The organism is Streptomyces scabichelini, assembly GCF_011045015.1.
In the GTDB taxonomy this organism is placed as follows: Bacteria; Actinomycetota; Actinomycetes; order Streptomycetales; family Streptomycetaceae; genus Streptomyces; species Streptomyces scabichelini.
This window is the reverse complement of record NZ_JAAKZY010000012.1, coordinates 34,596-47,937: the sequence shown is the minus strand read 5'-3', so window position 1 is coordinate 47,937 and position 13,342 is coordinate 34,596. Positions and strand designations below refer to the sequence as shown.

15 protein-coding genes and 1 tRNA gene are annotated in these 13,342 nt (G+C 68.6%); 10 read left to right on the top strand and 6 right to left on the bottom strand.

Going from position 1 to position 13,342, the window contains the following annotated elements:
- Positions 1-104 precede the first annotated feature (104 nt).
- The 4 genes from G5C60_RS06165 (at position 105) to G5C60_RS06155 (ending at position 3,109) form a co-directional block, all read left to right on the top strand.
- Positions 105-881 (top strand): DeoR/GlpR family DNA-binding transcription regulator, encoded by a 777-nt coding sequence (locus tag G5C60_RS06165; protein WP_338145713.1) that lies wholly within the window; start codon positions 105-107, stop codon positions 879-881.
- Between the two features lie 85 nt (positions 882-966).
- A complete protein-coding gene (locus G5C60_RS06160) occupies positions 967-2,061 on the top strand; it encodes a glycoside hydrolase family 76 protein (protein ID WP_165255359.1) in 1,095 nt (364 codons plus the stop codon).
- Positions 2,062-2,225: 164 nt separating this feature from the next.
- Positions 2,226-2,417, top strand: a complete 192-nt coding sequence (locus tag G5C60_RS50960; RefSeq protein ID WP_206439145.1) for a hypothetical protein — start codon at positions 2,226-2,228, stop codon at positions 2,415-2,417.
- The gene (locus G5C60_RS06155) at positions 2,414-3,109 is read left to right on the top strand and encodes a DUF2637 domain-containing protein (protein ID WP_206439144.1); all 696 of its coding nucleotides are present in this window, start codon (positions 2,414-2,416) and stop codon (positions 3,107-3,109) included. Before G5C60_RS50960 ends, G5C60_RS06155 begins: the two co-directional genes overlap by 4 nt.
- Positions 3,110-3,269: 160 nt before the next feature.
- On the opposite strand, the gene G5C60_RS06150 is transcribed toward G5C60_RS06155, so the two are convergent.
- From G5C60_RS06150 to G5C60_RS06135, 4 genes are read right to left on the bottom strand one after another with little or no spacing between them, the layout of a single operon-like run.
- The gene (locus tag G5C60_RS06150) at positions 3,270-4,070 is read right to left on the bottom strand and encodes an ABC transporter permease (protein WP_165255354.1); all 801 of its coding nucleotides are present in this window, start codon (positions 4,068-4,070) and stop codon (positions 3,270-3,272) included.
- On the bottom strand, positions 4,067-4,882 hold the full coding sequence (locus G5C60_RS06145) for an ATP-binding cassette domain-containing protein (RefSeq protein WP_165255351.1): 816 nt from the start codon (positions 4,880-4,882) through the stop codon (positions 4,067-4,069). Before G5C60_RS06145 ends, G5C60_RS06150 begins: the two co-directional genes overlap by 4 nt.
- Positions 4,875-5,708: an ABC transporter permease gene (locus G5C60_RS06140; RefSeq protein ID WP_165255349.1), complete on the bottom strand. Its 834-nt coding sequence runs from the start codon at positions 5,706-5,708 to the stop codon at positions 4,875-4,877. Before G5C60_RS06140 ends, G5C60_RS06145 begins: the two co-directional genes overlap by 8 nt.
- A complete protein-coding gene (locus G5C60_RS06135) occupies positions 5,705-6,691 on the bottom strand; it encodes an ABC transporter substrate-binding protein (protein WP_241266544.1) in 987 nt (328 codons plus the stop codon). The genes G5C60_RS06140 and G5C60_RS06135 overlap by 4 nt, the downstream gene beginning before the upstream one ends.
- A 241-nt stretch (positions 6,692-6,932) precedes the next feature.
- Here G5C60_RS06135 and G5C60_RS06130 point away from each other — a divergent pair, with 241 nt between their 5' ends.
- Together G5C60_RS06130 and G5C60_RS06125 are read left to right on the top strand one after the other, a co-directional pair.
- Complete coding sequence (locus tag G5C60_RS06130; protein ID WP_165255343.1) at positions 6,933-7,991, top strand: LacI family DNA-binding transcriptional regulator; 1,059 nt, start codon at positions 6,933-6,935, stop codon at positions 7,989-7,991.
- A gap of 49 nt (positions 7,992-8,040) precedes the next feature.
- Positions 8,041-9,207 carry an amidohydrolase family protein gene (locus G5C60_RS06125; RefSeq protein WP_338145712.1) on the top strand — a complete coding sequence of 389 codons (1,167 nt, stop codon included), beginning with the start codon at positions 8,041-8,043 and terminating at the stop codon, positions 9,205-9,207.
- A gap of 182 nt (positions 9,208-9,389) precedes the next feature.
- On the opposite strand, the gene G5C60_RS06120 is transcribed toward G5C60_RS06125, so the two are convergent.
- A tRNA-Leu gene (locus G5C60_RS06120) sits at positions 9,390-9,474 on the bottom strand.
- A gap of 187 nt (positions 9,475-9,661) precedes the next feature.
- Between G5C60_RS06120 and G5C60_RS06115 the strand changes: the two genes are divergently transcribed.
- The 3 genes from G5C60_RS06115 to G5C60_RS06105 all read left to right on the top strand — a co-directional run bounded on the left by G5C60_RS06115 (position 9,662) and on the right by G5C60_RS06105 (position 12,280).
- Positions 9,662-10,987 (top strand): M20/M25/M40 family metallo-hydrolase, encoded by a 1,326-nt coding sequence (locus G5C60_RS06115; RefSeq protein ID WP_165255342.1) that lies wholly within the window; start codon positions 9,662-9,664, stop codon positions 10,985-10,987.
- Between the two features lie 172 nt (positions 10,988-11,159).
- Positions 11,160-11,393: a chaplin gene (locus G5C60_RS06110; protein WP_165255341.1), complete on the top strand. Its 234-nt coding sequence runs from the start codon at positions 11,160-11,162 to the stop codon at positions 11,391-11,393.
- A 143-nt stretch (positions 11,394-11,536) separates the two neighbouring features.
- A complete protein-coding gene (locus tag G5C60_RS06105) occupies positions 11,537-12,280 on the top strand; it encodes a chaplin (RefSeq protein ID WP_165255340.1) in 744 nt (247 codons plus the stop codon).
- A 98-nt stretch (positions 12,281-12,378) separates the two neighbouring features.
- On the opposite strand, the gene G5C60_RS06100 is transcribed toward G5C60_RS06105, so the two are convergent.
- Positions 12,379-12,567, bottom strand: a complete 189-nt coding sequence (locus tag G5C60_RS06100) for a DUF5703 family protein (protein ID WP_054231126.1) — start codon at positions 12,565-12,567, stop codon at positions 12,379-12,381.
- Positions 12,568-12,614: 47 nt separating this feature from the next.
- Between G5C60_RS06100 and G5C60_RS06095 the strand changes: the two genes are divergently transcribed.
- Positions 12,615-13,334, top strand: coding sequence for a hypothetical protein (locus G5C60_RS06095; RefSeq protein WP_165255339.1), 720 nt, complete (start codon positions 12,615-12,617; stop codon positions 13,332-13,334).
- Positions 13,335-13,342: the final 8 nt, after the last annotated feature.

Sequence of the window (13,342 nt, the reverse complement as noted above, 5' to 3'; positions counted from 1 at the left end):
GAGCGTGCTCGACCATGAGCATCCATGTGACCGGGTTTGGTCATTAACTCATGTGTTACGGACGCGATATGGGCAATATCGGTCACAAGCTCTAGCCTTGGTGCGTGACTTCGAGCAGTCGGCACATGCGAATCGTCGAATCCCTGCGCAGTTCGGGCGTCGCCTCCGTGCGCGAGCTGGCCGAACGCCTCCAGGTCAGCGAGTCGACGATCCGACGGGACCTCACGGCGCTGGACCGCAGCGGTGAACTCATCCGCACCTACGGAGGTGCCGCACTCTCACCCCACACCCCGGCGGGAGAAGACAACGCGAACGAGGAGCCCTTCGACGTCTCGGCGTCCCACGACCGCTCCCAGAAGGAGGCGATGGCCGAACACGCGGCGGCTCTCGTCCCGGACGACGGCGTGGTGGTGCTGGACATCGGCACGAGCACCCGGGCCATCGCACGACGGCTCCGCGGGCGCCCCGTCACCGTGATCACCAGCAATGTGACCGTGCTGGACGAACTGCGCGACGACGACGCCGTCCGGCTGGTGCTGCTCGGCGGTGTGCTGCGCCGCAACTACCAGTCGCTGGTGGGCTCGCTCACCGCGGCGGCCCTCGGCCACATCAGCGCCGACCTGCTCTTCCTCAGCTGTACGGGAGTACGTCCGAGCGGCCACGTGGTGGACGACATGGCCGTGGAAGCGCCCATCAAGCAGGCGATGATCGAGGCGTGTGACCGCACGGTCCTGGTCGCCTCGGAGGCGAAGTTCCCCGGCACCGGTTCCCTGCGGCTCTGCTCGCTCTCCGACATCGATGTGCTGGTGACGACCGGCGGAGCCGACCCCCAGACCCTCGACCTCTGCCGGCAGGCGGGGGGACGGGTGATCACCGCATGAACCCGTATTTCTCAGGAGGTTGGACATGCCGAGACCGTTCCGAAGAATCCGAAGAAGCCGAAGAATCCGAAGAAGCAGGGCCTGGATGGCCTCCCTCGTCGGCGGTGCGCTGCTGGCACTGCTGATGACGGCGCTCCCCTCACAAGCGGCCACACCGGCCGGCCCGGTGACCGCGCGCGCCAGGGCCACCGCCGCCATGGACGCGATGATGACGTACTACGAGCAGGACACCGGCCGCTGGAACACCGACGCACCCTGGTGGCAGTCGGGGAACGCCCTCCAGGCGACGCTCGACTACTCGCTCAGGACCCGGTCCAGGAAATACCTGAGCACGCTCGAGAACACCGTCGAGCTCCAGCGCAAGCCCCTTCCCTGGTGGCCGGAGGGCGGTGGCGAGTTCCGCGCCGACTCCACCGACGACACCGGCTGGTGGGCCCTGGCCATGGTGAGCGCGTACGACCTGACACGCGACAAGGAGTACCTGGCGATCGCCAGGACCGGCGAGGAGTACATCCGCGGTTACTGGGACGACGTCTGCGGCGGCGGCGTCTGGTGGGACATCCCCGCGAAGAGCTACAAGAACGCGATCAGCTTCGAGCTGTACTTCAAGCTCCTCGCGTCCCTGCACAACCGGATCCCCGGCGACACCGTCTACCTCAACCGCGCGCTGAAGGCGTGGGACTGGTTCGAGAACAGCGGAATGATCAACAGCGACCACCTGGTCAACGACGGCCTGCAGACCCAGAGCGGCAGCTGCGCCTCCAACGGCGGCACGACGTGGACGTACAACCAGGGCGTGGTCCTGGGAGGTCTGGCGGAGCTGTACAAGGCGACCGGCGACCGCACCCTGCTCACCCGGGCCCGGCAGATCGCCGACGCCGTCATCGGCAGCGGCACGCTGTCGCCGAACGGCATCCTCACGGAGCCCTGCGAGGCCGACGGCACCTGCAACGCCGACCAGGCGTCCTTCAAGGGCATCTTCGCCCGCAATCTCGGCGAGCTCGACCGCGTCCTGCCGGGCCACCCGTACCACGGCTACCTCGTCACCCAGGCCGACTCGATCTACGCGCACGCCCGCAACGGCGCCGACCAGTACGGGCTGAACTGGGCGGGACCCTTCGACAGTGCCGACATCAGCCGCCAGACCTCGGCGGTGTCCCTGCTCACCGCCGTTCTCTGAGGGGGGAGTTGAAACCAGAACCTCATCCGGTTTTTCCGGGGCAAACGGGTCAACGTCGCCGTGTTGATCGGCCTTCTACCTGAAGAGTCGTTAAACGCATCAATATGTGTACATTGCTTTTAAATTGGGCGTATCCAGCTAATTTTCTCCTCGTTGGGGAGTGCATGGCGACGATGAGCCCGCAGGGCACAGTGGCGGCGGACGTTTGCGAGGAGCGGGGTCTGGACCTCGCGCCCGCGTCCAGATGCGCGGACTGTTCCGATCTGCTCCACAGCCACTTCGGCGTGCTGGAGCGGATTCAGGCCGACTTCACCCAGCGCCTCGGCGCTGTCGAGCAGCCGGCGGGGCGGGCATGAGCGGCTATTGGCTCCACCCCGACGAGGGCTTGGACAGCGCCGGGTACCAGACGGGCTCCTTCGGGGCGGATGTGCTCGATCCAACCGTCCCCGAAGGCCTGCGCACGGAGTGGGACTTCGACCGCGATCTCACCCAGCTCCTCCAGACCGGCGCGCCTGCCGCGCCCGCCTCCGTCCCGCCCACCATCCCGCGCAAGCGCGGTGCCCGCCGGCGTCCGAACCGGCTGGTGCGCAGCGTCCGCTGGATCCGGAGGCCGTGGCTGAAGGTCCTGAGCCTGTTCATCGCGGCACTGACCGCGGTGATCGTGGGCATGGTGAGCGCGCTCGGCGCGCTGATCGCCTACGATCCGCTGCGCCGCCTGGCGACCCCGGGAGCTCATGGGCTGGGCGGCTGGTGGCCGCTGCTGGTCTACGGGCCGTGGCTGGTGGCGTCGTTGTCCATCCTGCGGGCCGCGCTGCACCGCCGCAGCGCCGCGCACTCCTGGGCCGTGGTGCTGCTCTTCTCCGCCGTCGCGATGTTCCTGTGTGTCGCCCATGCGCCCAAGACGCCGGTCGCGATGGCGGTGGCGGCCCTTCCGCCGGTCACCACTCTGCTCTCCTTCCAGCAACTCGTCCGCCAGATCACGCTCACCACGCCTGCCCAGCACGTCCTGCCCCGCCAGCGGCACGCCGGGGGGCGCGTCAGCGACTGACCCCCGGGCAGGACCGCCGACAGCGCGCACCGGCCGCCGACGCGATGTCCGCGACGGTCACCCGCCCGTAGCCCCGCTCCGCTCGTTCAGTCCGTTTTGATGCACCGAACGCTTCCCCGGCAGCTGCCGCTTCCTTCGCGGCGCTGTCACTGCCGCGCTGTCACTGCCGCGCTGTCCGCGGGAGCCAGCCGTTGACGCGACGGTCGGCCCATTGAACGAGTCCGACCGCGCCGAGGGCCACCAGGACGACGGCGAGCAGTACGGCCAGGACGCTCTCGCTGTCGAAGCGGCCGCCTGCCTGGGTGAGGACCCGGCCGAGCCCGACGACGGCGATGAACATCTCGCCGTTGATCATTCCGGTGACCGCGCGGCCGATGCCGAGCCGGATGCCGGCCATGGCCAGCGGCAGGGCGGCGGGGACGACGATCTTGAGCAGGAGTTGCCGCTCGTTCGCCCCGTACAGGTGGGCCATCTCGGTGAGGTGCTCGGGGACCGCTCGTACGGCGGAGGCGGTGCTGATCACGATGATGAACAGCGAGTACATGACCACGACGGCCACGATGGACGCCCTGCCCGGCCCGAACAGCGAGAAGAAGACCGGGGCGAACACCAGGGACGGAGCCGTCAGCAGTGCGTACATGTAGACGCCGAGCGCGGCGTCCACGGGGCGGTATCGGCCCATCAGCACGCCGAGTGTCAGCCCCAGGACGAGGGAGATCGCGAACCCGAGGACGAGGTTGGTGAGACTGGAAGCCAGGCTGCCGAGGATCAGCCCGTCCACCGTCATCTCCCACAGCCGGGCGACGACGGCGCTCGCCGGCGGGAGGAAGGCCGCGTCGGCGGACCGCGCGACCACCTCCCAGAGGACCGCCCCGGCCAGCAGCCCGACCAGCGGCGGAGGCATCGCGACGCGCGGAGTCCTTCGTACGGTGCTGCGGGCCGCGGGGGTCGTGGCGGTCATCCGGCCACCTCCTGGGCGGCCGCGGCGCGGGCGGCTGTGCGGTGGTCGGGATGCATGGTGCGCAGGCTCTCCCAGAGCCGCGAGGTGATCGCGGTGAACTCGGGCGACTGCTCCAGGCCCCCGACGTCGGCAGAGCGGGGCCGCGGGATGCCGATGGGGACGATCTCGGCGATCCGGCCGGGGCGCGGGCTCATGAGGACCACCCGGTCCCCGAGCAGTACGGCCTCCTCCATGCTGTGGGTGATGAAGACGACCGTCAGCCGCCGGCGTTCCCAGATGGACAACAACTCCTCCTGGAGGATGCGCCGGGTCTGCTCGTCCAGCGCGCCGAACGGCTCGTCCATCAGCAGGACGTTCGGCTCCACGGCCAGCGCTCTGGCCAGACCGACGCGCTGCTGCATGCCGCCGGACAGTTCGCCGGGCAGCCGCGACTCGAACCCGCCGAGTCCCACCAGCTCGATCAGCTCCCTTGCCTTCTCGTGCCGGACCGCGCGGCTCTCCCCCCGGAGTTCGAGACCGAAGGCGACGTTGTCCAGCACGGTGGCCCAGGGCAGCAGTGCGAAGTTCTGGAAGACCATGGCCCGGTCGGGACCTGGGCGGCGTACGGGCTCGCCGTCGACGAGGATGTCGCCCTGGTCCCAGTCGATGAGTCCGGCGATCGCGCGCAGCAGCGTGGTCTTGCCACATCCGCTCGGGCCCAGGACGGTGAGGAACTCGTTGTCCCCGACCGTGAGGTCGACGTCCTTGAGGGCGTGGACCTCGCTGCCCTCGCGCCCGGTGAACTTCTTGGTGACGCCTCGGATCTCAATCACGTGTGCTCCTTGCGGAATTCCTGGGGGCCGCCCACGGAGTGGCTTTGCGCTCGACCCAGCGGGCAGCGGCGATCAACGCGAGGGCCTCGATGAGAATGACGACGATGGTCGCGTACAACTTGGGCGCCTCGAAGAGGCTGCGGTACTCGAGGATGAGACCGCCGAATCCGACCGACACCATGAGCAGTTCCACGATGACCATGCCGGTGACGGCACGGCCGAGCGCGAGCCGGACGCCGGTCATGATGGCGGGCAGGGCACCGGGAATGAGAATGCGCCGCCAGATCTGCGCCTCCGACGCCCCGTAGGTGCGGCTCATCTCGATGAGCGAGGCGTCGATCTGCCGTATGCCGGCACGGGCGTTGACGATCACCATGACGACCGAGAAGAGAGTCACCAGGATCACCCGCGACAGCAGCCCGAAACCCACCGACATCACCAGCAGTGGAATGACGGCGGCCATCGGCGTCACCAGCAGAATGCTGAGGTAGATGTCGGTGTAGCGCTCGACGGTCCGGAAGCGCCCCAGCAGCAGCCCGGTCGGTACGCCGAGTACGACGGCCGCGACGAAGCCGATGACCAGTGCCTGGTTGCTCAGCCAGAGCGCCTTCCACAACTCGGCCTCGCCGAGCAGCTGGACGGTCGCCACGGCCGTGTCGGAGAAGGGCGGCAGCAGGATGCCGCCCCAGTTGCGCCCGTACACCTCCCAGGCGGTCGCGAACACGGCGAAGGTGAGCAGTTGGTAGAGGAGGGTGCCGTGAACTGCCTTCTGCAGCAGGCTGGTTGTGGGGCGGCGTGTCGTGGCGGAGACACCGGTAGCGGTCATGAGCCTTCTCCCCGTTCCTGCGCGACCGGTTCCTGTTCGGCCGCCGCGCGGTCGACGAAGCTGAGATCCGCCACGTCCTCGACCGGCATGCGCTTGACGATTCCCGCGTCCGCGAAGAAGTCCACAGTCCGCTGGACGCTCCGCGGAGTCAGCCCCGCGGCATCGAACAATCCCGCGTCCACGTACCGCCGGCTGGTCACCTTCGCCGTCTCCTCGTCGTAGGCGTCCGGCAGGTACTTCTTCAGCAGGGACACGAGATAGCCCGGGTCCGCGTTGATCTTCCGGTGTTCGGCGACGATCGCGTCGATGAACGCCTGGCTGGGCTTGCGGTGTTCGCCGAGATAGTCGTCGTTCGCGTACACGGTCTGCGGGTGCAGCCCGGGAAAGACCTCCTTGAAGTCCGCCAGCCGGTGCAGTCCCTTGCCTCCGCCGGCCCGTTCCAGGGTGATGGCGTCGGTCACTTCGAGGGCGGTCGCGTCGATCTGGCCGGACAGCAGGGCCTGCGCGCGGGCGTCGGAGCCGCCGATGGTCAGGTATTCCGGTTCGGAGCCCTTGCGGCAGTCCTTGCTGACCCACTGCCGGACCATCGCCGTCGCCACGGAGCCCTCGCTGAAGATCCCGAAGGGACGGCCGTCCAACTGGTCGCAGCTGTCACGGTTCTGGGCGCCGTAGACCGCCCACTGGTTGCCGACGGCATCGGCGACGATCCGGATCGGCGCACCCTTGGACATCGCGATCAGCGCCGGGCTCGTCGCCTCCGCCGAGAACTGGTAGTCGCCGCGGACGAGACCCTCGATGGCGAGTTCCGGCTCGGCGGCCTCCTCCACCTTGACGTCGAATCCCTGCTCACGGACTGCGTCGACGGCCGCGAGCAGGGGAACCGCGGCGATGTCCGGCTCGATCAGCGCCACGGTGAAGGAGTTGTCAGTGCCGCCACCGGAACATCCGGCCAGCAACAGAGTGGCGGAAACGATGGCGCCCAACACTCTCCGGCGTTTCAGGCGGTGCCGGGAAGCTGGCGTTCTCACTGAGCGACTCGACAAGGGGTCGCTCCTCTCTGCGAAAAGCCGCCGAGGCCTTGTGTCTTCGCCGGGACGGCGTGCGATACTGGGCGTGCAATCGATTGCGCTTACGTATGCACAATCATGTGCGGGGCAGAACGAGCCCGTCAACCCGGTAGCGCCAGGAAAGTTCGCCCGCCGCCGACGAGAGAGGTAGCGACCGATGACCGCATCAGGGGGCAAGGCATCCGGCCGTGCACGAGGCGGCCAACGCCGCCCGACCATGGCCGATGTGGCGCGCGAGGCGGGCGTGAACGCCTCGACGGTTTCACGCGCCATGGACGAGCGGCACCCCTTCTCGCGAAGCGCCACGGCCGCCCGGATCAAGGAGGTCGCGCAACGTATCGGGTACTCGCCCAATCCCGCGGCGGCCAGCCTGCGCCGGCAGAGCACGCGCACGATCGGCGTGGTCGTCTCAAGGCTCTCGGACGGGGTGATGGCGATCCTGTACGAGGAGATCGCCGAAGCCTGCCGGGACCACGGACTGCATGCCCTCGTCGCGATCACCCACGACGACCCGGCTGCCGAAGCCGTCCAGGGAAGGCTGCTCCTTGACCGGATGGTGGACGGGCTGGTGCTCGCCACGGCCCGGCTGGACTCGCAGAGCGACCTCGTGCGCGAACTGGCCGCGCGGGACATCCCGTACGCCCTCGCGCTGCGGACCGACGGCCGCGGCCCGGCCTCCGTCGGCGACGACAAGCTGGGCGGATATCTGGCCGCTCGTCACCTGATCGACCTGGGGCACCGGCGGATCGCGTTGATCGCCGGCCCGCCCTACGCCTCCAACCCCGTCGGCAGGATGGAGGGTTACCGCACAGCTCTGGGGGAGGCGGGGATCACGGTGGACGAACGCCTCGTCCGGCCCTCGGAGTTCTCCATGGAGAGCGGTGAGCGGGTCGCGACCGAGCTGCTGTCCGCCCTGCCCACCGGTGAGCGCCCGACAGCCGTCATGACCGTCAACGACAACACCGCGGTCGGTGTGCTGGCAGCCGCCAGACGGCTCGGGATCAGCATTCCCGGCGAGCTCTCGCTCGTCGGGTACAACGACACCCCGCTCGCCGCTCGTCTGCCGATTCCCCTGACCAGCGTCCGCGTGCCGCTGCGCGAGATCGGACGCGGCGTGGTCGACATCCTGCTGCGGTCCATCGAGGGCAAGCCCACGGCCTCCGCTGTCTACGCGCCCACCCTCATCCCACGCGAGTCGTCGTCGCCCGCCCCATGAACGCCCGGCCGCCATCAACCACTTCATCAGCCACTTGGAGAGGAACAGCGTGCTCGAGACACCCGAAACATTTGAGACCCGCGAAACACTTAAGACGGTCGAGATTCTTGAGAAGACCGAAACTCTTGAGAAGATCGACGCCTTCTGCCATGTGCTTCCCCGCGACTACGCCGAGCGCCTGTTCGCGCTCGACGGCGTCCCGGCCGTGGCCAACCTGCGCAAGCGCATCATGAACATCCCCGCGCTGGTCGACCTGGACGTGCGCTTCCGGCAGATGGACGAGTTCGCCGGCTACCGCCAGATCATCAACCTGGCGGCCCCGCCCGTCGAGGACTTCGGCAGCCCGGCGCTGTCCGCCGAGTACGCGCGCATCGGCAACGACGGCCTGGCCGCGCTCGTCGCCGAGCACCCGGACCGCTTCGTCGGCTTCTGCGCGGCGGTGGCACTCAACGACGTCGACGCCGCCGTAACGGAACTCGACCGCGCGGTCGGCGAGTTGGGGGCGCTCGGCGTCCAGATATACACCCACGTCAACGGTCACCCCCTGGACGAGCAGCGCTTCGAACCGTTCTGGGAACGCGCCGCCGAACTCGACCTTCTCGTCCAGGTCCACCCCTGCCGCAACTCCTCCTGGCCCGACTACCCCACCGAGGAACGCTCCCGGTACGAGATCTGGTGGACCTTCGGCTGGGAGTACGACCTGTCTGCCTTCATGGCCCGCATCGTCTTCGGCGGCGTACTCGAACGCCACCCGGACCTGAAGCTGCTCATCCACCACGGCGGCAGCATGATCCCCCACTTCTCCGGCCGCGTCGGCCCCGGCTGGGACCAACTCGGCTCCCGCACCCCGGACCACCAGCGCGAGGACGTCACCGGTTATCCGCTCTCCAAGCGCCCGCTGGACTACTTCAAGATGTTCTACGCCGACACCGCGCTCTTCGGTGCCCCGCACGCCCTGCGCTGCGCCCTGGAGTTCTTCGGCCCGGACCGTGTGCTGTTCGGCTCCGACTCGCCGTACGACCCCGAGAAGGGGCCCGGATACATCCGCTCGGGTATCGCCGACCTGGCGGCCATGGACCTCACCGACACGGAGCGCGCCGCCGTCCTTTCCGGCAACGTACGCAGACTGACCACGAGAATCCCGGAGTCGGGGAGCAGCCCCAGCAGGGGCATGAACCCTGCACAGCGTCCACCGGCACCGCGCACCAGCCGCTGATCGACACTGAGACCTTCGAGCACGCCCGGGCCCTGCCGGCAGTCAAGGGCGCCGCTGCCGCTTCCCCTGCGACGCCAACATCGCCCGCTATCGCGACGCCCTGGAGGCTCGCCTACGAGCCCGGAAAACAGCTCGTGCGGGCCGGGCTCAGCTCGACCCGCACAAGTTGGAGATACGGTAAGTGTCCGAGGGGGGACTTGAACCCCCACGCCCGATAAAGGGCACTAGCACCTCAAGCTAGCGCGTCTGCCATTCCGCCACCCGGACAAGGTGTTGCTCGTGCGGGACTCAGCCCGCGGCGACAGAGAAAACATTACCAGGCTTCCGAAGGCTCCCGATCACAGGCCGACGGCGTGTGAACCCCGTGTGACGGGCCGGGCCCGGCCTTGGGGAGGGGCGGGTCGGAGAGGGAGGATGAGAGGGACCACCAGCAGTGACCGTGGGAGGCAGCAGCGTGAGTGAGTCGGATACGGCCAGGAGCATCACCGGTGAGGACGAGGTCGTCGACCTCTGCCGCGAGCTGATCCAGATCGACACCAGCAATTACGGCGACCACTCGGGTCCGGGTGAGCGCAAGGCCGCCGAGTACGTCGCCGAGAAGCTCGCCGAGGTGGGCCTCGAACCGCGGATCTTCGAGTCGCACAAGGGCCGTGCCTCCACGGTCGTCCGGATCGAGGGAGAGGACCGCTCGCGGCCCGGGCTGCTCATCCACGGCCACACCGATGTCGTACCCGCCAACGCGTCGGACTGGACCCACCACCCCTTCTCCGGCGAGATCGCGGACGGCTGTGTGTGGGGCCGCGGTGCCGTGGACATGAAGGACATGGACGCGATGACCCTCGCGGTCGTACGCGAGCGGCTGCGCAGCGGCCGCAAGCCGCCCCGTGACCTCGTGCTGGCCTTCCTGGCGGACGAGGAGGCCGGCGGAAAGTTCGGCGCGAAGCACCTCGTCGCCAAGCACCCGGACCTCTTCGAGGGCGTGACCGAGGGGATCGGCGAGGTCGGCGGGTTCTCCTTCACGGTCAACGAGAAACTGCGGCTGTATCTCGTCGAGACCGCGCAGAAGGGCATGCACTGGATGAAGCTGACCGTGGACGGCACCGCCGGACACGGTTCGATGATCCACCGGGACAACGCGATCACCGAGTTGTCCGAAGCCGTCGGGCGGCTCGGGCGGCACAAGTTCCCCGTGCGCGTGACCAAGACGCTGCGGCACTTCCTCGACGAGCTCGGCGACGCGCTCGGCACCGAGCTCGACCCGGAGAACATGGACGAGACGCTCGCCAAGCTCGGCGGCATCGCCAAGCTCATCGGCGCCTCGCTGCAGAACACCGCCAACCCGACCCAGCTGGGCGCCGGTTACAAGGTCAACGTCATCCCGGGCCAGGCCACCGCGCACGTCGACGGCCGCTATCTGCCGGGCTACGAGGAGGAGTTCCACGCCGACCTGGACCGGATCCTCGGCCCGAAGGTGAAGCGGGAGGACGTGCACGCCGACAAGGCGCTGGAGACCACCTTCGACGGGGCCATCGTCGACGCCATGCAGACCGCGCTGTCCGCCGAGGACCCGATCGCGCGCGCCGTGCCCTACATGCTCTCGGCCGGCACCGACGCCAAGTCCTTCGACGACCTCGGCATCCGCTGCTTCGGCTTCGCCCCTCTGAAGCTGCCGCCGGAGCTGGACTTCGCGGGCATGTTCCACGGGGTCGACGAGCGGGTACCGGTCGATGCCCTGAAGTTCGGCGTGCGGGTACTCGACCGCTTCATCGAGGCGTCCTGAACACCGACGCGTCCTGAATTAACACGCTGAAACGAAACTCCAATAATCGTCAGCGCGTACGGCGTCGACTGAGAAGAGTGAATGTGCTCATAGGCTCGTAGCTCTATTACTCCCTCCTCGTTACAGGTGATGCGATCCGCGGCTGGGATCGCATTGCCAACTAGGAGGAATAATGATCAAGAAGGTTGCCGCTGCTGCGGCTGCCACTGGTGGCCTCGTTCTCGCGGGTGCGGGTATGGCGGCTGCCGACTCCGGTGCTCAGGGTGCCGCCGTGAACTCGCCCGGCATTGCCTCGGGCAACGTCGTTCAGGCGCCGGTCGCTGTGCCGGTGAACGTCTGTGGCAACACGCTCTCTGTGGTCGGACTGCTGAACCCCACCTTTGGCAACACCTGCACCAACGCCTGACGTCGTGCCTCACCCCATGAGGGTCTGAAGTCGGTGGCCCCGGCAGTGCGCGCCACGCGCTCCGGTGCCGCCGACTTTCCGCATTCCGCGTACGTGCACATGGGCGCGTACGCCTTCCTGAAGCAACAAGGCAGGGAAAAGCTATGCGACAGGTCACCCGCAAAGGCCTGATGACCGTGGCGGCCGCCACCGGCGTACTGGCCGCCACCGGCGGCTATGCGCACGCCGACTCGGGGGCGGACGGCTCCGCCTCGGACTCTCCGGGCGTGGCCTCGGGGAACTCGGTGCAGGCGCCGGTCAGTGTGCCGCTCAACGTCTGCGGCAACACCGTGAACGTGATCGGGCTCCTCAACCCGGCGGCGGGCAACAACTGCGCCAACGAGGGCGGCGGTTCCGGCAACTCGTCCGGCGGAAACTCGTCCGGCGGCGGCTCGCAGGCTGGCGGACACACCAGTGACTCGTCCGGCATCGGCTCCGGCAACCACGTGCAGGTCCCGGTGGACGTGCCGGTCAACGTCTGCGGCAACGGCGTCTCCGTCGGCGGTGCCGGCAACGCGGCCGAGGGCAACGACTGCGCGAACACCCCGGGCGGCCACGGCCACGAGACGACGCCTCCCGCGGACGGGGAGCAGACGCCTCCGGGCAAGCCCGGCGATCCGTACGACCCGGAGCGGCCGGGCACGTCGCAGCAGCAGTCCTCGGACGACGAGGCCCCGGGCGCCTCGAAGGCGAACCGTCCGGGCACCCAGGTCGTCACACAGCCCAAGGGCTCCGCGCAGCTCGCGGCGACCGGCAGTGAGCTGCCGCTCGGCCTCGCGCTGCCGGTGGGTGCGGGCGCGCTGCTGATGGGCGCCGTGCTCTACCGCAAGGCGCGGGCCTCGGCGTAAAGGGAGTACATGGCGGTTGTACCGCCATAAAAGCCCTACCGGCTGAAATGGAGCGGGCCCCGCGCTCGCGGGGCCCGCTCCATTTCAGCCACTCCGTGTCACCACGTGGCACGCACCTGGCGGATGATCCGCCGGCGCAACCGCACCTTGCGGCTGCCGTCGGGGTGCAGGCTGAGGCGGTCCAACTCCCAGTGTCCGTACTCCGCATGGTCTGTCAGCAGGCGCGTCGTTTCCTTGCGGGAGACCCCGCGCGGCACGTAAACGTCGACAAATTCGTATTCCGGCATCGCATCTATTGTGCGGGCAGAGGCCCGGTACGGATAGCGTCTGCACTATGTCTGATGCTGCGCAGCCCACCGCTGCCGAGGTACGCGCCGCCGCCGAGGCGATCAAGGCTGCGCTCGACCGGCACCTTGCCGCGGTCGAGCGCAGGTCGGGTGAGGACGACCCGGCCGTCTACGAGGCGTTCAACGAGCTGGCTTCGGCCGCCGAGGAGTACGACGAGCTCCTGTACGACCGCTATGACGAGGTCACGCCCTTCGAGATCCCCGGTACGGACGACACGCTGCCTCCGTACACCGGGCCCGAGGAGCCGAACGCGCTGAGCGTGCTGATCCGCCGGGACTACGCCGTCGTGGAGCCGCAGCGACTGCTGGCGCAGGCCCAGCGGGTGGAGGCCGTGGAGGAGTCGGGGGCGGCGGCCGCGGGGTTCGACGCGGCGGCCGGCACCGTGCACGGTGCGCTGGGTGTCCTGTTCGGCGAGTTCGAGCCGGACGAGATCGCCTCCCGGCACAAGGAGTTCGGCCTGGAGGAGGGCGACTCCACGCTGTGGGTCACCGCCGCGGACGAACCGGCCGAGCCCGGCGAATGGCTGGACGCCCCCTTCGACCAGGCCGATTCCCAGCGGATCGTGTGCCGCTTCGACGTCAGTGCGGTCTTCGACGAGGAGGCCGACGACGACCTCGACGACAGCAGCGAGAACGGCCTCGGTCCGGCCCGCGGCGGAATCCTGGATGACGATGAGGACCTGGAGCCGTTGGACGCGGATCGCTGAGGAGGAGC